At 54.1% G+C, this 21145-nt stretch carries 18 protein-coding genes; 9 read left to right on the forward strand and 9 right to left on the reverse strand.

The window, feature by feature from the left end:
• Positions 1 to 92 precede the first annotated feature (92 nt).
• The 4 genes from hslR to L4174_RS15850 all read left to right on the forward strand — a co-directional run bounded on the left by hslR (position 93) and on the right by L4174_RS15850 (position 5622).
• A complete protein-coding gene (hslR, locus tag L4174_RS15835; protein WP_248144675.1) occupies positions 93 to 500 on the forward strand; it encodes a ribosome-associated heat shock protein Hsp15 in 408 nt (135 codons plus the stop codon).
• A 26-nt stretch (positions 501 to 526) separates the two neighbouring features.
• Complete coding sequence (hslO, locus tag L4174_RS15840) at positions 527 to 1405, forward strand: Hsp33 family molecular chaperone HslO (RefSeq protein ID WP_248144674.1); 879 nt, start codon at positions 527 to 529, stop codon at positions 1403 to 1405.
• A gap of 310 nt (positions 1406 to 1715) precedes the next feature.
• Positions 1716 to 3350 (forward strand): phosphoenolpyruvate carboxykinase (ATP), encoded by a 1635-nt coding sequence (pckA, locus tag L4174_RS15845; protein WP_248144673.1) that lies wholly within the window; start codon positions 1716 to 1718, stop codon positions 3348 to 3350.
• Between the two features lie 166 nt (positions 3351 to 3516).
• Complete coding sequence (locus tag L4174_RS15850) at positions 3517 to 5622, forward strand: AsmA family protein (protein WP_248144672.1); 2106 nt, start codon at positions 3517 to 3519, stop codon at positions 5620 to 5622.
• Here the strand turns inward: L4174_RS15850 and L4174_RS15855 are convergent.
• From L4174_RS15855 to L4174_RS15865, 3 genes are all read right to left on the reverse strand, one after another.
• Positions 5574 to 6497 carry a bifunctional GNAT family N-acetyltransferase/hotdog fold thioesterase gene (locus L4174_RS15855; protein ID WP_248144671.1) on the reverse strand — a complete coding sequence of 308 codons (924 nt, stop codon included), beginning with the start codon at positions 6495 to 6497 and terminating at the stop codon, positions 5574 to 5576. The two genes, L4174_RS15850 and L4174_RS15855, sit on opposite strands and share 49 nt — an antisense overlap.
• Positions 6498 to 6595: 98 nt before the next feature.
• Positions 6596 to 7033 (reverse strand): D-aminoacyl-tRNA deacylase, encoded by a 438-nt coding sequence (gene dtd, locus L4174_RS15860; RefSeq protein ID WP_248144670.1) that lies wholly within the window; start codon positions 7031 to 7033, stop codon positions 6596 to 6598.
• A 19-nt stretch (positions 7034 to 7052) separates the two neighbouring features.
• Entirely contained in the window at positions 7053 to 8000 is a 948-nt protein-coding gene (locus L4174_RS15865) for a virulence factor BrkB family protein (RefSeq protein WP_248144700.1), read from the reverse strand.
• A gap of 200 nt (positions 8001 to 8200) precedes the next feature.
• On the opposite strand from L4174_RS15865, the gene L4174_RS15870 reads away from it, so the two are divergent.
• Positions 8201 to 8845, forward strand: a complete 645-nt coding sequence (locus L4174_RS15870) for a DUF2959 domain-containing protein (RefSeq protein ID WP_248144669.1) — start codon at positions 8201 to 8203, stop codon at positions 8843 to 8845.
• Between the two features lie 96 nt (positions 8846 to 8941).
• On the opposite strand, the gene typA is transcribed toward L4174_RS15870, so the two are convergent.
• Positions 8942 to 10771: a translational GTPase TypA gene (typA, locus tag L4174_RS15875; protein WP_248144668.1), complete on the reverse strand. Its 1830-nt coding sequence runs from the start codon at positions 10769 to 10771 to the stop codon at positions 8942 to 8944.
• A gap of 560 nt (positions 10772 to 11331) precedes the next feature.
• On the opposite strand from typA, the gene glnA reads away from it, so the two are divergent.
• The 4 genes from glnA to add all read left to right on the forward strand — a co-directional run bounded on the left by glnA (position 11332) and on the right by add (position 16879).
• Entirely contained in the window at positions 11332 to 12741 is a 1410-nt protein-coding gene (gene glnA, locus L4174_RS15880; RefSeq protein WP_248144667.1) for a glutamate--ammonia ligase, read from the forward strand.
• A 417-nt stretch (positions 12742 to 13158) separates the two neighbouring features.
• Positions 13159 to 14223 carry a nitrogen regulation protein NR(II) gene (gene glnL / locus L4174_RS15885; RefSeq protein ID WP_248144666.1) on the forward strand — a complete coding sequence of 355 codons (1065 nt, stop codon included), beginning with the start codon at positions 13159 to 13161 and terminating at the stop codon, positions 14221 to 14223.
• A 74-nt stretch (positions 14224 to 14297) separates the two neighbouring features.
• Positions 14298 to 15713, forward strand: a complete 1416-nt coding sequence (gene glnG, locus L4174_RS15890) for a nitrogen regulation protein NR(I) (protein WP_248144665.1) — start codon at positions 14298 to 14300, stop codon at positions 15711 to 15713.
• A gap of 164 nt (positions 15714 to 15877) precedes the next feature.
• A complete protein-coding gene (gene add / locus L4174_RS15895) occupies positions 15878 to 16879 on the forward strand; it encodes an adenosine deaminase (protein ID WP_248144664.1) in 1002 nt (333 codons plus the stop codon).
• Between the two features lie 112 nt (positions 16880 to 16991).
• On the opposite strand, the gene hemN is transcribed toward add, so the two are convergent.
• The 5 genes from hemN to L4174_RS15920 all read right to left on the reverse strand — a co-directional run bounded on the left by hemN (position 16992) and on the right by L4174_RS15920 (position 21019).
• Positions 16992 to 18365, reverse strand: a complete 1374-nt coding sequence (hemN, locus tag L4174_RS15900) for an oxygen-independent coproporphyrinogen III oxidase (RefSeq protein WP_248144663.1) — start codon at positions 18363 to 18365, stop codon at positions 16992 to 16994.
• 170 nt (positions 18366 to 18535) lie between these two features.
• A complete protein-coding gene (locus tag L4174_RS15905) occupies positions 18536 to 19018 on the reverse strand; it encodes a DUF2489 domain-containing protein (RefSeq protein ID WP_248144662.1) in 483 nt (160 codons plus the stop codon).
• Between the two features lie 3 nt (positions 19019 to 19021).
• Positions 19022 to 19555, reverse strand: a complete 534-nt coding sequence (gene yihI, locus L4174_RS15910) for a Der GTPase-activating protein YihI (RefSeq protein ID WP_248144661.1) — start codon at positions 19553 to 19555, stop codon at positions 19022 to 19024.
• The gene (locus tag L4174_RS15915) at positions 19552 to 20193 is read right to left on the reverse strand and encodes a class I SAM-dependent methyltransferase (RefSeq protein ID WP_248144660.1); all 642 of its coding nucleotides are present in this window, start codon (positions 20191 to 20193) and stop codon (positions 19552 to 19554) included. Before L4174_RS15915 ends, yihI begins: the two co-directional genes overlap by 4 nt.
• Positions 20194 to 20401: 208 nt before the next feature.
• Entirely contained in the window at positions 20402 to 21019 is a 618-nt protein-coding gene (locus tag L4174_RS15920) for a cytochrome c (protein ID WP_248144659.1), read from the reverse strand.
• Between the last annotated feature and the right edge of the window lie 126 nt (positions 21020 to 21145).

Genomic DNA, 21145 nt, shown 5'->3' on the forward strand with positions numbered 1-21145 from the left:
TGAATTTGCGATCTGGCATCACCATTTAGTAAAGCTGACGCAGCTTTTCCGATGTGATATTTTTAGCGCCCATTTGGGTAAGGAGCCAGAAAATGAGTCGGCAAATTTCCGAATCCGATGCACCTGATGTGCGGTTAGACAAGTGGCTGTGGGCTGCCCGTTTCTATAAAACTCGCTCGATCGCACGCAATATGATCGACGGCGGTAAAGTTCACTATAACGGTCAGCGCTCCAAGCCCAGCAAACTTGTCGAAGTCGGCGCCGAAATCAAACTGCGGCAGGGCAATGAGGAAAAAACAGTCACTATCCTCATCGTGTCCGGTACCCGTCGGGGTGCCCCCGAAGCCCAAACGCTGTATCAGGAAACCGAAGCCAGCCTTGCCCAGCGCGAGAAGCAGGCTCAGATGCGTAAACTCAACGCACACAACAACCCGCACCCGGAGAAGCGTCCGGATAAAAAGCAGCGGCGCGATATACTTAAGTTTAAAAGCAATCACTAACAGTGACTGCCGGAGAAAACCAAATCATGACCAGCGATAATCTCTACCGTTACCTGTTCGACGATGTCTCTGTACGCGGTGAACTCGTACAACTGAACGACACTTATCAGCATATTATTAATAGTAAAGACTACCCGGCGCCGCTGCAGACCTTACTGGGTGAACTGCTGGTTGCCACCAGCCTGCTGACGGCAACCCTGAAATTCGAAGGCTCCGTTACTGTGCAACTCCAGGGTGACGGTCCGGTGAAACTGGCGGTGATTAACGGTGATCACAACCAGCAGATGCGCGGTGTAGCCCGCTGGGATGGCAACATCCCTGCCAACGGCAATATTCACGACCTGATGGGCAAAGGCCACATGGTGATCACCATTACGCCGGATCAGGGTGAGCGTTACCAGGGCGTTGTTGGCCTGGAAGGCGACAACCTGGCAGCTTGTCTGGAAAGCTATTTTGCGAATTCAGAGCAGCTTGCGACCCGAATCTGGCTGCGTACCGGCGAGCTGGAAGGCCAGAAAAAAGCCGCGGGAATGTTGCTGCAAATCCTGCCGGACGGTAAAGGCGATGCCAGCGATTTCGAACATCTGGAGCAGCTGACCGAAACGGTGAAAAATGATGAACTGTTCGGACTGGCAGCTGAAGATGTACTGTTCCGCCTGTACCATCAGGAGAAAGTGAAGCTGTTTGAACCGCAACCGGTCGCTTTCCACTGCGGCTGCTCCCGTGAACGCAGCGCAGGCGCCATCAAACTTCTGGATCGTGCCGAGATTGAACGTATTTTGCAGGAAGAGGGCAAGTTGTCTTTGCACTGTGATTACTGCGGTACCAGCTATGACTTTGACAGCATTGACGTAGCCAGCCTGTTCGAAACCGGTTCTGAAGGCGACGATTCACAGCTTCATTAATTTTCAGAAATTATTAACACTGAAATTAAATTACAAAAGCCAGCACCGTGCTGGCTTTTTTTTTAACTCCGGCACACTTTCCTGCTGTTTTCTGAAAAGGAAATACAGCTTCACCCGCCTTAATTGGCAAGTAATATTAATCGCTTACCGCTGGTACAACCCTTACCTGAGAGGGTAAAATTAGTTTAGGTACAGATAAAAACACTAGCCAATTCCCATATTTTGTATGTGGTTACTATAAAAGTTACCTCCCTGACTTCAGGGTAAAAAAAGACAGCCAATAACCCCTCTTACCCCCAAGGAGCCACCGATGACAGTCGTGCACGCCGAGGAACAAAAGGTTAACCAAACACTGGATTTAAGCCAGTACGGTATCCAAAACGTGAAAGAAGTCCTTCGTAATCCGAGCTACGAAGTCCTTTTTGCTGAAGAAACCAAGCCTGAACTGGAAGGCTATGAAAAAGGCGTAGTGACTGAACTGGGCGCTGTTGCAGTCGATACCGGTATCTTCACCGGCCGCTCCCCGAAGGACAAATACATTGTCAAAGATGACACCACCCGCGACACCCTGTGGTGGTCAGATCAAGGCAATAACGATAACAAACCGATGACCCAGGAAGTCTGGCAGGATTTGAAAACACTGGTTGCCAACCAATTGTCAGGCAAACGTTTGTTTGTCGTCGATGGTTACTGTGGTGCCAACCCGGACACCCGCCTGTGCATTCGTGTGATCACCGAAGTTGCCTGGCAGGCCCACTTCGTGAAAAACATGTTTATCCGCCCGAGTGAAGCAGAGCTGGCGACCTTCAAGCCTGACTTCGTTGTAATGAACGGCGCGAAGTGCACCAATGACCAATGGCAACAGCACGGCATGAACTCGGAAAACTTCACCGTGTTCAACCTGACTGAGCGTGTACAGCTGATCGGCGGCACCTGGTACGGCGGCGAGATGAAGAAAGGTATGTTCTCCATGATGAACTACTTCCTGCCGCTTCAGGGCATCGCCTCCATGCACTGCTCTGCCAACCAGGGAGAGAACGGAGATGTTGCTGTCTTCTTCGGATTATCCGGAACCGGGAAAACCACCCTGTCGACTGATCCGAAACGTAAGCTGATCGGGGATGACGAGCACGGCTGGGACGACAACGGCGTGTTCAACTTCGAAGGGGGCTGCTACGCCAAAACCATCAAGCTGTCCAAAGAGGCAGAGCCGGATATCTTCAACGCCATACGTCGCGACGCCCTGCTGGAAAACGTGACGGTCCGTCCGGACGGCACGATTGACTTTGATGACGGCTCCAAAACTGAAAACACCCGCGTCTCTTACCCGCTGTACCACATCGAGAACATCGTGAAGCCCGTCTCCCGCGGCGGTCATGCCAACAAAGTGATCTTCCTCTCTGCTGATGCTTTCGGTGTTCTGCCACCGGTGTCCAAACTGACACCTGAGCAGACCAAATATCACTTCCTGTCCGGCTTCACAGCCAAACTGGCCGGTACAGAGCGTGGTATTACCGAACCAACACCAACCTTCTCTGCCTGCTTCGGGAATGCCTTCCTGAGCCTGCACCCGACGCAGTACGCGGAAGTGCTGGTCAAGCGCATGGAAGCAGCCGGTGCAGAAGCTTATCTGGTCAACACGGGCTGGAACGGCACCGGGAAACGTATTTCTATCCAGGATACCCGCGCCATCATTGACGCAATTCTGGACGGTTCCATTGAAGCTGCCGACACCAAGCAGGTACCAATTTTCAACCTGACCGTGCCGACAGCCCTGCCGGGCGTCAACCCGGACATTCTGGATCCGCGCGATACTTATGCCAACGCGGCCGAGTGGGAAGCAAAAGCCCACGATCTGGCACAGCGTTTCATCAACAACTTCGAGAAATACACCGACAACGAACAGGGTGCTGCCCTGGTTGCTGCCGGCCCTCAGCTCGACTGATAAATCATCAAACTGAACAAGCCCTGCACAGCAGGGCTTTTTTGTCTCTGAAGCAATCACACACTCAGCTGAACTTCTTCATGAAAAGCTAAATAACCAGCAAAAACCAGCCGCATTCCTTGCCAAGATGTCGCATTTCCGTCACTCTTTTGATACCGACCTTACCATGCAGTTTTCTCAGGAATTTCATCACCGCCCGATTGCCCGGCAGCGGCCTAAACGTGGTTGGGCGGCTGATATGGAGTTCGGCATGCGTTTTATCGCAAAAATTCTGGCTAGCCTGATCATTCTGCTGCTGATGACAGTGAGCATTGCAATCATACTGCTGCATACCCGTCACAGCGCTTTTCTGGTCAATACTCTGATCCATCATCTGAGCGACACGAATTTCCAGGTCACAGATGTGCAGTATTCCCTGCAAGACAACCCCCGTCACCTGCGACTGATCCAGCCCCGCTGGCAACAACAGGGCCATTCAGAACAAACGGCCGAACGAATTGACCTCTGGTTGTCCCCAAAATCACTGTTCAGCGAAGGCTGGCATTTTGACAGCCTGCTAATCCAGGGACTCACCGTGGATAACCTCCCGGATTTGCAGCTGGAAAGCGGCACCATCAACACGCAGCGTCTGGCCCTGACGAACCTGAACCTAAACCTGCCCGAACTCCGTCTGGAAAATGCCCGGCTGCAGTTAGATAACTGGCGTAACAGTCAGTCACCCTGGGGAGACTTCAGCGGCGATTTTCAACTGACCGCAGACCAGATGCTCTGGCAGCAGCAGACTCTGGACAAGTTGCTGCTCGATGGCGAGCACTCTCCAAAAGGCTGGACGTTCTACGGTCTGTCTTTCCACTGGCAGAACGCCGATTTCAACGGCCAGGCTGAATTCGACACCGACACACACCACCTGATTGTCCACCAGCTGACGGCCAGCGGACTGCAGGTGGACGAACATTTTCCGCTTGAGCCCCTGATGAGTCTGGCCACAGAAGCCCGCCAGAAGGCTCTCAGCGTTGAAATACGCCGGCTGGATATCCTCGACGGCAGTCTGGAGCACAATCATTACAGCATCAATCACGCCAGTCTGGCGCTGGAGAACTGGCAGTGGCCGGGAGAAGTCTGGCAACAAAAAGACGCCCGGCTGTCACTGGGGGCTGAAACCCTGCGCTGGCACGATCTGCTGCTGGAAAATCCGTTAACCGAGTTACACCTCACGCCGGGACAAATCAGCCTCAAGGGGTTCTCGGCACGTTTACTGGAAGGTTACCTGCGAACCGAGGCGACGCTGACACCGGATGCCCTGCTGCTGCACCAGCTGGAACTGAAAGGGATTCGCTGGATCATGCCAGAGGCTATTCAGGCCTGGCTCATGGGGCATGCGGAACCGCAGAATCCGCTGCAACAGCAGGTCGATTCCTGGTGGCATCAGCTGAATGAACTGACCGTCGATCAGTTGTCCGTCGGTTACAGCCAGATCACCGGAACATATGCACCGCTGCCCTTTCAGTTCAGCGATATCAACCTGGAGGGGACGGGTATGGTGCTCTTGCATGAAGGGCAGCCCGGTCTCTGGCAGGGCGAGTTTGCGGCAGGTGCCGGTTTTACCAATATCCGCCAAATCACAATCCGGGACCCCTTGCTGACCATGAGCAGTCAGGCTGGCCACTGGCAACTGACCCGACTGACACTGCCGATTGAAGCGGGTTTGCTGGAGGGTAAAGGTGAGATACAGCTCGGCGAAGCTGGCTGGCCGTGGCAGCTCAAGCTCTCCGGTGACAGTCTGCCGCCGCAGATGCTCAGCCAATGGCTGGGCCTGCCGCTCCCGCTGCACGGCGCCATGGATATTCAGACGCAAGCCAGCGGTCTGGGACAGTTCCAGCGCGGATTGGCCTACAGCCTCCATGGTCAGCTGGAAGCCAAATTCCGTCAGCTGTCGCTGACCCAGCAAGAAAGCACTTTGATGGCGCGCTGGCAAGCCGGTGATAAACCGGCAGGCTTCCAGCCCGGTACTGACACCAGCGAATCGCTGATGCCCGTAACCCTGAGTCCGCTGATGATACAAGCCGATCGCGGCCGGATCACTCTCCAGCCCCTGGCATTACAGGGACCGCAGCTGCATGCTGAATTGCAGGGCGCTTGGGATCTGGCAGCACCGGCAGACAGTACCGTTGAGTTACAGGCCAGCGATGGCTGCCAGCAGCTCACCAAACGCTGGCACAGTCATCAGCAGGAGACCCGCGTGTCGTCATCCTGTGAGCGGAAAAGCATATAGGTCCCGGTAAAAGTCGCGGCCAGAGTTTCATCACTGAACACCTGGACTTCGACCACCATACGGCCTTTGCGGCCGTTGGCGATGCGGTCCAGATCGCCGGTCAGGGTTTCGACTCCGGTCACCGCCCGCGGTCTGGATTTTACCGGGGCTGAATAGCGGATCCGGCTGTCGACCAACATGATGTCGGCCTTGAGCTGACGTTCTCTCAGCAGCATCCAGAGAAAACCCCAGCCTGCCAGTGTCGCCATGGTAAAGATACTGCCGGCGAACATGGTCGCCCTCGGGTTGAGATTGGCATTCAGCAGAGCACTGACCTCGAAACGATACCCGGTGTACTGGCTGATCTTCACGCCCATCTTGTCACTGATCGGGATCTGTGACTGCCAGACATCCTGCAGCTCCTGACACCAGTCCGGATGGCGTACCACCTCGGTCAGCGGGTCGAGATATTTCAGCATCTGCTGATGACGGACCGGCCCACGCTCTTCGCTCAGCTCTCCCTGATTGGCAAAGCCGTTCATCTGATAAAAGCGAATCGCTTCCTCACGGGCATTACAAACCAGGCGTTTGGCACCTTCCTGCCGGGCCAGTGACTCCAGTGCCATCAACAGTAGTCCCCCCATCCCTTTATTACGGTAATTGGGGTGGACGGCCATATAGCGGATCTGACCGTCGTTCTCCGGGGTCATATACAACCGGCCAATCGCCACCGGCTGGCCGTCATCATCTACAATCATGCGATGGAAGCTGAGGGCGTCATATGCATCGCGCTCTGAGCCGACAGGCATGTGCCAGGGCTGTCGCAGCATCTGCCAGCGAAAATCGAAATAGCGATCAAGTTCCGCGTCAGATTGCGGTGTGATCAGTCGAAACATTCCATCTTTCTCCAATCATTCAAATCCATTTGCGCGGTACACCCGATGTGTTCTGAGTGCATCGCGGCTGACTCACAAACCGAGCGCATTTGTGCAGGCTAGCACTGTAACCAGAAAGTGACAGGACCATCATTCAGAAGTGCGACCTTCATATCGGCCGCAAAACGCCCGGTTTCGGTGCGGATCTCTTTCTCCTGGCAGGCCTGAACAAAATATTCATATAAGCGCTCTGCATCTGCCGGATTCGCCCCGGCTGAGAAACTCGGACGCATCCCGCTGTTGGTATCCGCCGCAAGGGTAAACTGCGACACCACCAGCACGCTGCCGCCGGCCTGTTGCACATTCAGGTTCATTTTGCCGGCTTCATCTTCAAACACCCGATAGCCCAGTACCTTATCACGCAGACGACGGGCCTTGGCTTCATCATCCCCTTTTTCGACACCGAGTAATACCAGCAGCCCCTGACCAATAGCCCCGGTCACCATCCCATCGACCGTCACACTGGCTTCGCTGACCCGTTGTATAAGCGCAATCATTCTGTTTCCCCTACAGCTTTCAAAGTTCAGAGGAGGAATTGTCGGTTTTGTCCGGCCCTTTGTCTACTGACGTCAAATGAGGCGCACTTTTCTCCTCCCCACCCTGCGGCAATGGTGTTGCATGCCCCCGCTTCATCCAGTGCTGCTCTTCGCAGAGGCTGGCGGTAATTTCGGCGCCCAGCAACACAATGCACCAGCACAGGTACACCCAAACGAACAGAATCGGCACCACGGCCAGTGCACCGTAGATCACCTGATAGGACGGAAAATTGGTGATATAGAGGGCAAAGCCCTTTTTGCTCAGCTCGAACAAGGCACTTGCGATCAGAGCACCAATCAGGGCATTGCGCAATCGGACTTTGGTGTTAGGCACCAGCAGATAGAGCCCCAGAAACGCCAGCGTTGACATCAGCACCGGCAGTCCGCGCAGCAGCTGTCGCAACAGCCCGCTAGCGGTTTCACTCCCCATGATATTCAAAGAGCCCAGATATGAGCTGATTGCCAGACTGGAGCCAACCAGAATCGGGCCCAGCGTCAGGACCATCCAGTAAATCGAAAACGAAATCACCATGCGGCGGTGCTGGCGAACCCGAAAGATGAAGTTCAGCGACTTATCGATGGCAGAGATCAGCAAAATGGCGACTACAAAAAGGGCACCGATCCCCACCGCCGTCATCTTTCCAGCGTTGGCTACAAACTGGTTCAGATAGTTGCGCACCACATCCCCGGCTGTGGGGACGAAATTTTCAAACACAAAGCCCTGTAATTGCTCGCCCAGCGGAGCAAACACGGGAAAGCTCGACAGTGCCGACAGCACCACAGTGATCAGTGGCACCAATGACAACAAGGTCACATAGGCCATGGATCCGGCAATGACCGTCAGGCGGTCGTGGCCGATACGGCGGTGCAAATACTGCACAAAATGCCACAGGACTGTGAGCGTCTGGCGCAAACCCGGGCGTCGCATGATTTTTTTATCTGGCATATTGATTGAATCTTTGCTTTCATTCGTTCATTGAATCAAACAACCCTTTTCTAAATCAGCATCTTGCGTCGAAAAATAGCCGGAGGCACCAATGCCGCCGTCAGGTTGTTTGGGTATATCAACAACATAGTGCGTCCGGGAAAGAATCACAACTAACCCTGTCGCCAGTCAGGAGCCCCCCAATGCGATATGCTTTTGTTCTGCTGCTGAGTCTGACCCTGTTGTCCGGCTGTCAGAGCGCCTATTATTCAGCCATGGAATCCGTGGGTGTACATAAACGCGACATCATGGTCGACCGGGTGGAAGACGCCACCGAAGCACAACAGGATGCTCAGGAGCAGTTTACTTCAGCTCTGGAAGCTTTGCAGTCACTCACCAACTTCAATGGCGGAGAACTGGAAGCCACTTATGAACGTGTGAACGCTCAGTACGAAGCCAGCGCCGATGCAACTGACAAAGTCAGTGACCGGATTGCTGCAATCGAAGATGTCGCCGATGCCCTGTTTGAAGAGTGGCAGGAAGAGCTGAGCCTGTATTCCAGCGCGACCCTGCGCCGTGACAGCGAGAAAAAACTGAAAGCAACCCGGGCGTCCTACCAGAAAATGCTGGCAGCCATGCATCGGGCGGAAGCGAAAATGAAGCCGGTCCTCAATACACTGCGTGACAACAGCCTTTACCTGAAACATAACCTGAACGCAGCGGCCATCGGCTCCCTTCAGGGCGAATTCCGTTCACTGGAACGCGATATCCAGCGCGCCATCAACGATATGCGAACGGCAATCAGTGAGTCGGAACGCTTTGTCGCCCAGTTGAATCACAACAGTTAATCCCGGTCACAACTGATAAAAAAATCCCCCGCCGGACAGACCGGACGGGGGATTTTTTTCATGTGCGCCAAGTTCACTGGCGCACCACATCAAATCTTACTTCGCACCGCGGCTTGCACGCTTACGATCGGTTTCCGTCAGTAGTTTCTTACGGATACGGATGCTTTCAGGCGTCACTTCCACCAGCTCATCGTCATCGATGAATTCCAGTGCCTGTTCCAGGGTGTACTTAATTGGCGTAGTCAGCACCTGCGCATCATCGGTACCGGATGCACGGACGTTCGTCAGCTGCTTGCCTTTCAGGGCGTTCACCGTCAGGTCATTGTCACGGCTGTGAATACCGATCACCATCCCTTCGTAAACTTCCACACCGTGACCGATGAACAGACGACCACGCTCCTGCAGGTTGAACAGGGCGTTCGTCAGTGCTTTACCCGCGGCGTTTGCAATCAGCACGCCGTTGATACGCTGACCAATCTCGCCGCCTTTGTGCGGACCGTAATGATCGAACGTATGGTAAATCAGGCCAGAACCAGAAGTCAGCGTCATGAACTCAGTCTGGAAACCGATCAGACCACGTGACGGCATGACGAAGTCCATACGAACACGGCCTTTACCATCCGGTGCCATGTCTTTCAGCTCACCTTTACGCAGGCCGATTTTCTCCATGATACCGCCCTGATGCTCTTCCATCACATCAATGGTCACGGTCTCAAACGGTTCCATCAGCTGGCCGTTTTCTTCTTTGATGATAACTTCAGGACGAGATACCGCCAGCTCGAAGCCTTCACGACGCATGTTTTCGATCAGAATCGACAGGTGCAGTTCACCACGACCTGATACGCGGAATTTGTCCGGATCTTCAGTTTCTTCGACACGCAGAGCAACGTTATGGACCAGCTCTTTCTGCAGACGCTCCAGAATATTACGAGAGGTCACGAACTTACCTTCTTTACCGGCAAACGGAGAGGTGTTCACCTGGAAGGTCATGGTCACAGTTGGCTCATCGACACTCAGGGCCGGCAGCGCTTCAACAGCGTTGACGTCACAGATGGTGTCAGAGATTTTCAGCTCACCCAGACCGGTGATCGCGATGATGTCACCGGCAGTCGCACGCTCGATGTCGTGACGCTCCAGACCCAGGTAACCCATGACAGTACCGACTTTACCGTTACGGGTTTTGCCGTCTGCACCAATAATGGTCACTTGCTGGTTTGGTTTCACAGAACCACGGGTCACACGGGCTACACCGATGACGCCGACGTAAGAGCTGTAGTCCAGCTGAGAGATTTGCATCTGCAGTGGGCCGTCTACGTCAACTGATGGCGGAGCTACGTTGTCAACGATTGCCTGGAACAGCGGTTCCATGTTTTCGCCAGTCTCGCCTTCTTCACGAGAAGCCCAGCCGTTCAGCGCTGACGCATAAACCACCTGGAAGTCCAGCTGTTCGTCGGTCGCACCCAGATTGTCAAACAGATCAAAGACCTGATCCATCACCCAGTCAGGACGCGCACCCGGACGGTCAATTTTGTTGATAACCACGATTGGCTTCAGACCGTGTGCAAACGCTTTCTGCGTTACGAAACGGGTCTGTGGCATCGGGCCATCCACGGCATCAACGATCAGCAGTACGGAATCCACCATCGACATAATACGCTCTACTTCGCCACCGAAGTCGGCGTGTCCCGGGGTGTCCACGATATTGATGCGGTAATCATTCCAGTTGATGGCGGTGTTCTTCGCCAGAATGGTAATGCCACGCTCTTTTTCGATATCGTTGGAGTCCATCACGCGTTCTTCAACGCCGCCACGGGAGTCCAAAGTACCTGATTGCTGCAGCAGTTTATCTACCAGGGTAGTTTTACCGTGGTCTACGTGCGCAATGATTGCGATATTACGTAATTTATCGATCTGTGGATTAGACATGGATTTGGCATTCACTCAGATGTTGCGACCACCTGTTTCACGAGGCAGCCACTGATTAAAAAAACGGCTCATAATCTACCAGATTTTACGTCAAAACCCAGCAATTATGTGATTTATATCATCGCAGCCGAACCGGCCCGACATCACAATGAGGATTAAACGTAAAAATATCATTAAAAACAGCAAATTAAACTGATTGCATGATAATCTTCTTTTCTCTGGCTATTTATAGAGAATGCAATCAGTAGTGTTGGTGATTGACAATTAACCAATGTGAACTAAATATAGCCTGACTCTTGGATCGGCTTGCATGTCAGGCCAGCCAAGTCGGAAAGTGACCCAATGCACCACAATGGTGCACACTTTCACCATATCAGTGCATGGAAGCCCAAGTTTTTCTGTACTGAGCGCCATAACAGGGCGTATTGATGGCAATTTTGGGGCTTTAAAAAGTTGGCATGGATTTCGCAAAGTTCTTGGTATCGGAGCACATGACTGTTCCCTTCCAAATATTTTTTTTGCGGCCAGTTGCCCAAATCTAACACCGGAGGTTACTTAAGATGTCAGTAGAAAACGTACTCGCGTTGATCCAGGAAAACGAAGTTAAATTTGTTGACCTACGCTTTACCGATACCAAAGGTAAAGAGCAACACATCTCTATCCCCGCTCATCAGATCGACGCTGACTTCTTTGAAGACGGTAAAATGTTTGATGGTTCTTCGGTCGCTGGCTGGAAGGGCATCAACGAATCTGACATGGTGATGATGCCGGACGCATCAACCGCGGTACTGGACCCATTCACCGAAGATGCCACACTGAACATCCGCTGTGACATCCTGGAGCCTGCAACCATGCAAGGCTACGACCGTGACCCGCGTTCTATCGCGAAACGTGCTGAAGAATATATGCGCAGCACTGGCATCGCAGATACCGTCCTGGTGGGCCCGGAGCCGGAATTTTTCCTGTTTGACGATGTGAAATTCGCGACCGACATGTCCGGTTCTTTCTTCAAGATCGACGACATCGAAGCGGCATGGAACACAGGTTCGACCGTTGAAGGCGGTAACAAAGGTCACCGTCCTGGCGTGAAAGGCGGTTACTTCCCGGTTGCACCGGTTGACTCATCTCAGGACATCCGTTCTGCCATGTGTCTGATCATGGAAGAAATGGGCCTGGTTGTTGAAGCGCACCACCACGAAGTTGCGACTGCTGGTCAGAACGAAATCGCAACCCGTTTCAACACCCTGACTTCAAAAGCAGACGAAATTCAGATCTACAAATATGTCGTGCACAACGTCGCGCACGCGTTTGGCAAAACTGCGACCTTCATGCCGAAGCCACTGGTTGGTGACAACGGTTCAGGTATGCACGTTCACCAGTCTCTGGCGAAAGACGGCCAGAACCTGTTTGCAGGCGACAAGTACGGCGGTCTGTCTGAAACTGCACTGTACTACATCGGCGGTATCATCAAGCATGCGCGTGCCATCAACGCCTTTGCAAACCCGTCAACCAACTCTTACAAGCGTCTGGTTCCCGGATTCGAAGCACCGGTTATGTTGGCTTACTCAGCTCGTAACCGTTCTGCGTCCATCCGTATCCCAGTGGTTCCAAGCCCGAAAGCACGTCGTATCGAAGCGCGCTTCCCGGATCCGGCAGCAAACCCATACCTGGCGTTTGCATGTCTGCTGATGGCTGGTCTTGACGGCATCAAGAACAAGATCCACCCAGGCGAAGCGATGGATAAAGACCTGTACGACCTGCCTGCAGAAGAAGCGGCAGAGATTCCAAAAGTTGCAGAGTCACTGGAAATCGCACTGAAAGCGCTGGATGAGGACCGTGAGTTCCTGACTGCCGGTGGCGTATTCTCTGACGATTTCATCGATTCTTACATCGCGCTGAAATCCAAAGATGTTGAGCGCATTAACATGGCGACGCACCCGCTGGAATTCGACCTGTACTACTCTGTATAAATCAGAGCAGCAACTTCAAATGCTGACCAAGGCCTGCAATTGCAGGCCTTTTTTCTGTCTGTTCATCGGCCCCGGTGCGCCCTGATGGTGCATTTCTGCGACCTTCATCCGTTGTTGCCCGGAACTGGCGCAACCTGTCCGACCCCTCCCGCCAGACCATCTTCCTTGCATCCGGACTGCTGTCAAAAGACGGCAAGCTTATTGCATTATCTATTCGAGTCACCATCTCCCGTGCGCTGCGCTGTGCTGGCTAAACCAGTTCAGAGGCATCGGCCCGGAAAACAACCGGGCTCACCGACATTGTGCTGCACAAGCGCTGAGAGACGAGCTACACTGTAATGCACCAAAATAGTGCAATGCACCGATCCGGTTTGCGCCAGCATGGGCAACACGGGTCACCAATACAAGGATGAAACTGTGACTGCCGCTTTTACACCATTGATCCTGAACAATCTGGTCACTGCGGTGATTCTGCTCGATGAGCCTTTGAAGATCCGCTATGTCAATCCGGCTGCTGAACAGCTGATGTCCTGCAGCCAGCGACGCCTGCTGGGCAGCCGGTTTCCGGACCTGCTCCAGCACAGTTCGCTGGACTTAAGCCTGATCCAGGCCACGGTTCAGAGCGGCCAGGGGCTGACCGATGGTGAAGTCACTCTGGTGATCGACGGTCGTCACCACACACTGGAAATTAACGCCACCCCGGTCAGCTGGCAGAAAGAAGTGCTGATCCTGCTTGAACTCAAGCCGGTTGACCAGCAACGGCGGATCAGTCAGGAAATCAGTCAGCATGCTCAGCAGCAGGCGGCCAAGGAGCTGGTTCGCGGGCTGGCGCACGAGATCAAAAACCCGCTCGGCGGGTTGCGCGGCGCGGCACAGCTGCTGGAGAAGACCCTGCCCGATCCCAGTTACACCGAGTACACCCAGATGATTATTGAGCAGGCCGATCGGTTGCGGAACCTGGTCGACCGGTTGTTGGGTCCGCAAAAGCCGGGCGTACGCACGGTCGGCAATATCCATGTGGTACTGGAGAAAGTCCGCCAGCTGGTGTCGCTGGACCACCGAGCGCAACAGTTGCAGATCCAGCGCGACTATGACCCCAGCCTGCCGGATTTCAGTATGGATCCGGAGCAGCTGGAGCAGGCGATTCTCAACATCGTCAGCAACGCGGCGCAGGCGCTGAGCCAGCAACCGGGCGAAGGCATCATCATCCTGCAGACCCGGACGGCCCATCAGGCGATGATCCACGGCCAGCGCCACCGGATTGCGGCCAAAATTGACATCATTGATAACGGTCCCGGCATTCCGGCAGATATTCAGGACACCCTGTTTTATCCCATGGTCACCGGGCGCGAAGGCGGGAACGGGCTGGGGCTGTCCATCGCCCAGAATCTGATAGACCAGCATCACGGCAAGATTGAAGTCTCAAGCTGGCCCGGACAGACCAAATTTTCCATTTATTTACCGATACAAACGACAGAATAACAAAGCAGCCGGGCGCTGGCGCACCTCAGCCTTTAGACCCGGTACGCTAACAAAGGACACAACGGAGGCACGCAATGAGCAAAGGACTAATCTGGGTTGTCGATGACGATAGCTCGATACGCTGGGTACTGGAGCGGACCCTGAATGCAGCCGGACTGCGCTGTGAAACCTTCGCCGATGCCGACAGCGTCGTGGAGGCACTCGAGCGCAGCGTCCCGGATGTGCTGGTTTCCGATATCCGGATGCCGGGCACCGACGGTCTGACGCTACTACGCAACCTGCATACCGACTACCCGACCCTGCCGGTCATCATCATGACCGCACATTCTGATCTGGATGCTGCCGTCAACGCCTATCAGGAAGGGGCGTTTGAATACCTGCCCAAGCCTTTTGATATTGATGAAGCCGTCAGTCTGGTTGAACGCGCAGTCACGCACAGTCAGGAGCAGAAACGCCAGCAACAGCCGGAAGAAATCACCAAACGGGCACCGGAAATCATCGGTGAAGCCCCGGCGATGCAGGAAGTATTCCGTGCCATCGGCCGTCTGTCCCGCTCGTCGATTTCAGTTCTGATCAACGGGGAATCCGGGACGGGTAAAGAGCTGGTTGCTCAGGCGCTGCACCGCCACAGCCCCAGACGGGAAAACGAATTTATCGCGCTCAACATGGCTGCTATCCCCAAAGATCTGATCGAATCCGAACTGTTCGGCCATGAAAAAGGCGCGTTTACAGGTGCCAACAATATCCGTCAGGGCCGTTTTGAACAGGCCAACGGCGGCACCCTGTTTCTGGACGAAATCGGCGATATGCCGCTGGATATTCAGACCCGGCTGCTGCGGGTTCTGGCCGACGGTCAGTTTTACCGGGTTGGCGGTCATTCGCCCATCAACGTGGATGTCCGCATCATCGCCGCAACACACCAGAATCTGGAGCGTCTGGTCGCCAAGGGCGATTTCCGGGAAGATCTGTTCCACCGCCTGAACGTCATCCGGGTGCATCTGCCGGCGCTGAAAGACCGCCGTCAGGATATCCCGCAGCTCACCCGGCATTTCCTGCAACGGGCATCAGACGAACTGGGTGTGGAAATCAAAACCCTGCATCCGGATACCGAAACCCTGCTCACCAGCCTGCCCTGGCCGGGCAATGTCCGTCAGTTGGAAAATACCTGTCGCTGGCTGACGGTCATGGCCAGCGGGAATGAGATCCTGCCTTCTGATCTGCCGCCGGAACTGACGACAGTAGAAAGCCAGCCCACAGGCGACGGCAGCGAGCCGCACTGGCACCAGTCACTGCAAACCTGGGCCCGTCAGGCGCTGCAGCAGGGCAATCAGAATCTGCTGGGCGAAGCCATGCCGGAATTTGAGCGCATTCTGCTCGATACCGCGCTGGAGTTTACCCATGGTCACAAACAGGAAGCCGCCAAACTGCTCGGCTGGGGACGTAATACCCTGACCCGGAAACTGAAAGAGCTGAACATGGCCAACGACTGATCTTTTTCAGAGATTGCTCCTGAAATACTGGTGATTTTCTCAACACCTGAAGTAAACATTCGCCCGATCTGACGGATCGGGCCGGATCCTCCCCCAGCCCGGTAATGATTGTCTTCCGTTCTTTGCTTATACTGAGGCTACAGTTTTTCCGGGATACCATCATCATGATTCACAAACACCTGCCATTGACTGATTTGCACCGTCACCTTGACGGAAACATCCGTATTCAGACCATCCTTGAGCTGGGCCAGCAGTTTGGCATGACCCTGCCTGCCAATGACCTTGAATCACTGCGTCCGCACGTTCAGATCGTTGAAGCCGAGCCGAGTCTGGTTGCTTTCCTGTCCAAACTGGACTGGGGAGTGGCGGTACTGGGCGATCTGGAAGCCTGCCGCCGTGTTGCGTATGAGAACGTTGAAGACGCACTGAACGCACAGATCGATTACGCAGAGCTGCGTTTCTCGCCTTACTACATGGCAATGAAGCACAATCTGCCGGTAGCGGGTGTGGTCGAAGCTGTTGTTGACGGCGTCAAAGCCGGCTGCCGCGACTTTGGCATCAAAGCCAATCTGATCGGCATTATGAGCCGTACCTTTGGTATCCAAGCCTGTCAGCAGGAACTGGATGCGCTGCTGACCCAGAAAGACCATCTGGTGGCAGTCGATCTGGCCGGTGATGAGCTGGGCCAGCCAGGCAATCAGTTTGTCGGTCACTTCAAGCAAGTACGCGATGCAGGTCTTCAGGTGACGGTTCACGCTGGTGAAGCCGCAGGTCCTGAGAGCATGTGGCAAGCCATTCAGGAGCTGGGCGCCGTCCGGATTGGCCACGGTGTGAAAGCGGTCGAAGATGCCAAGCTGATGGACTATCTGGCCGAGCACAAGATCGGGATTGAGTCGTGCCTGACCTCAAACATCCAGACCAGCACCGTCGCCAGCCTGACCGCACACCCGATCAAGCAATTCCTGGATCACGGTATCCTGGCCTGTCTGAACACCGACGACCCGGCTGTGGAAGGCATCGAGCTGCCTTACGAGTACGAAGTCGCGGCACCACAGGCCGGTCTGACTCAGGATCAAATCCGTCAGGCGCAGATCAACGGTCTGGAGCTGGCGTTTCTGTCTGACAGCGAGAAAAATGCACTGCGTGAGATGGCTGCGAATCGTTAATCTCAAACCCGTCGCTTCATCATAAACCCATAGCTTCATCATGAAAAACGCCCCGGCTGGCATCCAGTCCGGGGCGTTCTTTTATACATAAATCACTCAGCGGAAACGGGACTTAAATCACCCGGGAAAACTGTTGCTGACGGGCACGCTGGCGCAGATACACATCAAAACACATGCAAATATTGCGGATCAGTAACCGGCCTTTCGGCGCGACCTGAATCCGGTCCGGCGTCACCGTGACCAGACCATCCTCAATGAAGGTCTGTAACAACGCCAAATCTTCCGCAAAGTAGTCTGCAAAGCAGATCCCGTAGCGCTGCTCGATGTCGGTTGTTGAGAGTTCGAACTGACAAATCAGAGTTTTAATCACTTCCCGGCGCAGCAGGTCATCCGCATTGAGGTTTACGCCTTTCCACAAGGCATGCTGCTGGGTCTCAATCTCGGCATAATACGCTTTCAGCTCTTTCTGATTCTGGGCATAACTGTCCCCCATCATGGAAATCGCCGACACGCCCAATCCGAGCAGATCGCAGTCGCCCTGCGTCGTGTACCCCTGAAAATTGCGGTGCAGCTTGCCTTCGCGCTGTGCAACGGCCAGTTCATCATCCGGCAAAGCGAAATGATCCATCCCGATAAACTGATAACCGGCCCCCGTCAGGGTGGTAATCGTGCTGTGCAGCATCGCCAGCTTTTCGGCAGGCGCCGGTAAATCCGCATCTTTAATCTTACGCTGCGCCGCGAACAGCGACGGCATGTGAGCATAGTTAAACACCGACAGCCGGCCCGGCTGCATCGCCAGCACCTGTTCCAGGGTTTTGACAAATCGTTCGTTATTTTGCTTGGGCAATCCGTAAATTAAATCCAGGTTAGTTGAGCGGAATCCCAGCGTACGGGCACGGATCACCAGCGCTTCAATGAAATCCTTGTCCTGCTCCCGGTTGACCAGTTGCTGAACTTCTTTATCAAAATCCTGCACCCCGATGCTGAGACGGTTGAACCCTTCTGCGCGCAGATGATCCAGCATGGTCAGTTCCATGCGGCGCGGGTCCACTTCAATACTGATTTCCGCATCAGGCAGAATGTTGAACGACTCGCGGAGCATCGTCATCAGGCGGGTGATCTGCGCAGCCGTCAGAAACGTCGGGGTTCCGCCGCCGAGATGAAGCTGACTCACCTCCCGGCCTTGTAACAGCGCCGCTCGCTGACGAATTTCCAGCGCCAGTGCCGCCAGATAAATATCCGCTTTATGGGCATGACGGGTAATGACTTTATTACAACCGCAGTAATAACAGAGGGTGTGGCAGAACGGAATATGGACGTAAAGCGATAAACGCCGATCGGGATAGCGCTGACAGGCCGCTTCAAAATCGGCAACGGTGAAGTCAGGCTGGAACTCGAGTGCGGTCGGATAAGAGGTATAGCGCGGACCGGAATAATTGTACTTTTCAATCAGGGCCTGATCCCAAATCATGGCTGGCTGTGTCATGCTGCTTTACCTCACTGACGCTCGAATTAGTCAATCGGCTAAGCTAACACGGGCTAACGCCCTCCTTTTTGATCGATCACAAAGACAGCACGCATTCATCAGGCCGATATACAAAAAAACCCGGGGACAAATAAATCCACCGGGTTCATGGTCATCATCGAGCTTTTCAATCAGGCTTTCTGCGCCAGAATCTGAGCTAACTCCTGCTGAATGGCGTCGAACAAACGGGATTCAGCTTTCATCCGCACCATATCGTCCCTCATCCGATCCTGTTTCGGCATGGCTTTGCGCTCATCGCCGCGCGGCATCTCTTCCACCACGGTATACAGCTCATAAAGTGCCGGATACTGGGCAGAAAAATTCACGCTGCGCTCAGCCTGCAATACCGTCATCAGCTTATACAGCCGGATGGCAATTTCCGACATGTCACATTGTTCCTGCTTTCCGGCTTCGGCAATGATATAGACACTTTCAAGAATATTGGTATTGCGCTGCACAATCGCCTCTGCCTGTTGCGCTTCAGCACGGGCAATAAAGGCTTGATGACGCTGCTTCTGCAGATACAGCTGGTACAACAGATAACCGGCATAAGACGCCAGTGCCAGTACAATCAGGCTTCCTGCCACCAGCAGCCAGAGTTTCAGATCCTGCAAGGCTTACTCCTTATCGAAATCGTCCCAACGGGCATTTTCAAAGTCATCCAGCAGATCTTCCTCGCTGCGGGTATCACCGATCGCGATTTCATCATCTGCAGCCACGTCTTCCTCGTACAGACCCAGCTGTTTCATCAGTTGCTCGATGCGGTCGAGTTTCTGATCAACCTGCTTCTGCAAACCGGCACCCAGCTTTTCACCGGCATCGAGGCGGTCCAGCAACGCCATCAGTTGCGGATCATTCTCCAGCATCGCCAGTTCCTGCTCAGCATTCATGCGGCGAACCTGTTTGGTTGGTTTCGGCTCGACAGTCAGCGGCACCAGTTTTTTGCTACCATGGCGAGGATCTCTGGCCTGACCCTGTCGGCTGCCATACTCAGCACCGCCTTCAGAATGACGGCTGCCGGCCTTCAACCCTTTGCGCTTGCGGGCTTTCTGACGGGCACGGCCATCCAGATCCATCTGGCTGACACTTTTTTCTACGTACTGCGCCGGGCCTTCTGAGCCAGGTTTACGGCTTCTTTTCTTACGGGTCATGACTGATTTTTCCTCAGCATAATTACATCGTTTCCAACAAATTCCACCGTCAGGCCATCACGCTCGGCCAGAAAACGAAAGGTCTCCCGGCTGAAAAAGCTGACGTGGGTGGGATCATTTTTATAATGCCAGCGGCTGAATGCCTCGACATCTGTGGCCAGTTTGGTCATCAGTCCCAGCCAGCCTCCCGGTTTCACCAGCGACAGCAACAACTGCCATTCGCGGGCCGGGGTATAAAAGTGTTCAATGGCCTCGGTACAGGTGACAAAGTCATACTGACGCTCAAGCACGCTGTTGTCCGGGGCATAATAAGGATCATAGACAGCAATCCGGTGCCCCTGCTCACGAAACATCGCGGCCAGGGCCGGACCGGGGCCGCAGCCAAAATCCAGCCCGTCGAGGCTGCCTTCCGGCAGACGCGCTTTCAGCGGCGTCGCCAGACGATCCAGAAAACCACGGTAGCCTTCATCCTCAACATGGTTTTCATGCTGATCGTAGACTGCCTTCTCCTGCGACGGGGACAAATGCGAGGCCGGATCGGCAAAAATCAGGTGACACGCCTGACACTGAAGATATCCGCGACGGCGATCTTCATGATATGGCAAGGCAGATGCACCGCATAAGGTACAGGCCGTCATCAGCTTCTCCTGGGTTCCGACGCTCAAAATCAAGCCGCGTATCATACCAGACCTGTTCCGATTGAGAAATGGACAGCCTGCTTCATCCACAGGCAGCAATCAGAGCACTATCCCGAGTACGACGGACAATCACAAAGCTCGACGAATAAAAAAGGCAGCCTGAGCTGCCTTTTGTCGCTTGTTACTGCTTGCGATACTGAAGTCGGGATCAGTGAAGACCGCCAATATAATGTGACAGGGCGTCGATTTCCTTGTCACTCAGTTTCGCGGCAACAGAGCGCATCATTGCGTTCATATCGTTACTACGCTGGCCATCGCGGAAAGCTGTCAGTTGTTTCTTGATGTAATCCGCGTTTTGCCCGGAGATGTCCGGGAAACCAGACAAGCTGGTACCATTACCGCGAGGACCGTGACACGCCGTACAGGCCGTAATACCACGTTCAGCATCACCCACACGGTACAGCTGCTGACCAATTGCGATCGAGCCTTCTGTGGTGGTGCCTTCTACCGCAGGTAAGGAACCAAAGTAAGCCGCCAGATCCGCCATGTCTTCTTCAGACAGTGGCATCGCCATGCCGCCCATCACAGGATCATTACGCCCCTGTTCACCACCCGTTGTCATCCCCAGCTTGAATTCCTTCAGCTGTTTCTCCAGATAACGTGGGTGCTGACCCGCAAGGTTGGGGTATTGTCCGGTGATACCTTTACCGTCAGCGCCATGACATGCTGCGCATGTCGCTGCTTTTGCTTTTCCAGCTTCAACATCTCCCTGGGCCCAGCTTGTGCAACTGGCAAGAAGTGTAAATATCAATGCTAATTTCTTCATGACATTCCGTTTATAATTATTGAGCTTCCAGTACCACAAGTATTGCTCAGCAACATGGTATACAATGCACCATCAACCAAGCAGGGTTAGTGCTACATTTTACACACTTTCGCATAAAAGTAATTA

The sequence above is a fragment of the Photobacterium sp. CCB-ST2H9 genome (genome assembly GCF_023151555.2).
In the GTDB taxonomy this organism is placed as follows: Bacteria; Pseudomonadota; Gammaproteobacteria; order Enterobacterales; family Vibrionaceae; genus Photobacterium.

What these genes read in the sequence shown, in the direction of transcription:
- dtd (WP_248144670.1), bottom strand. Translation starts at nt 7,033, where the DNA reads ATGATTGCGCTTATACAACGGGTCAGCGAAGCCAGTGTGACGGTCGAT.
- pckA (WP_248144673.1), top strand. Translation starts at nt 1,716, where the DNA reads ATGACAGTCGTGCACGCCGAGGAACAAAAGGTTAACCAAACACTGGAT.
- glnA (WP_248144667.1), top strand. Translation starts at nt 11,332, where the DNA reads ATGTCAGTAGAAAACGTACTCGCGTTGATCCAGGAAAACGAAGTTAAA.
- hslR (WP_248144675.1), top strand. Translation starts at nt 93, where the DNA reads ATGAGTCGGCAAATTTCCGAATCCGATGCACCTGATGTGCGGTTAGAC.
- L4174_RS15915 (WP_248144660.1), bottom strand. Translation starts at nt 20,193, where the DNA reads ATGACGGCCTGTACCTTATGCGGTGCATCTGCCTTGCCATATCATGAA.
- L4174_RS15855 (WP_248144671.1), bottom strand. Translation starts at nt 6,497, where the DNA reads ATGTTTCGACTGATCACACCGCAATCTGACGCGGAACTTGATCGCTAT.
- L4174_RS15850 (WP_248144672.1), top strand. Translation starts at nt 3,517, where the DNA reads ATGCAGTTTTCTCAGGAATTTCATCACCGCCCGATTGCCCGGCAGCGG.
- typA (WP_248144668.1), bottom strand. Translation starts at nt 10,771, where the DNA reads ATGTCTAATCCACAGATCGATAAATTACGTAATATCGCAATCATTGCG.
- L4174_RS15920 (WP_248144659.1), bottom strand. Translation starts at nt 21,019, where the DNA reads ATGAAGAAATTAGCATTGATATTTACACTTCTTGCCAGTTGCACAAGC.
- yihI (WP_248144661.1), bottom strand. Translation starts at nt 19,555, where the DNA reads ATGACCCGTAAGAAAAGAAGCCGTAAACCTGGCTCAGAAGGCCCGGCG.
- L4174_RS15865 (WP_248144700.1), bottom strand. Translation starts at nt 8,000, where the DNA reads ATGCGACGCCCGGGTTTGCGCCAGACGCTCACAGTCCTGTGGCATTTT.
- add (WP_248144664.1), top strand. Translation starts at nt 15,878, where the DNA reads ATGATTCACAAACACCTGCCATTGACTGATTTGCACCGTCACCTTGAC.
- glnG (WP_248144665.1), top strand. Translation starts at nt 14,298, where the DNA reads ATGAGCAAAGGACTAATCTGGGTTGTCGATGACGATAGCTCGATACGC.
- hslO (WP_248144674.1), top strand. Translation starts at nt 527, where the DNA reads ATGACCAGCGATAATCTCTACCGTTACCTGTTCGACGATGTCTCTGTA.
- hemN (WP_248144663.1), bottom strand. Translation starts at nt 18,365, where the DNA reads ATGACACAGCCAGCCATGATTTGGGATCAGGCCCTGATTGAAAAGTAC.
- L4174_RS15870 (WP_248144669.1), top strand. Translation starts at nt 8,201, where the DNA reads ATGCGATATGCTTTTGTTCTGCTGCTGAGTCTGACCCTGTTGTCCGGC.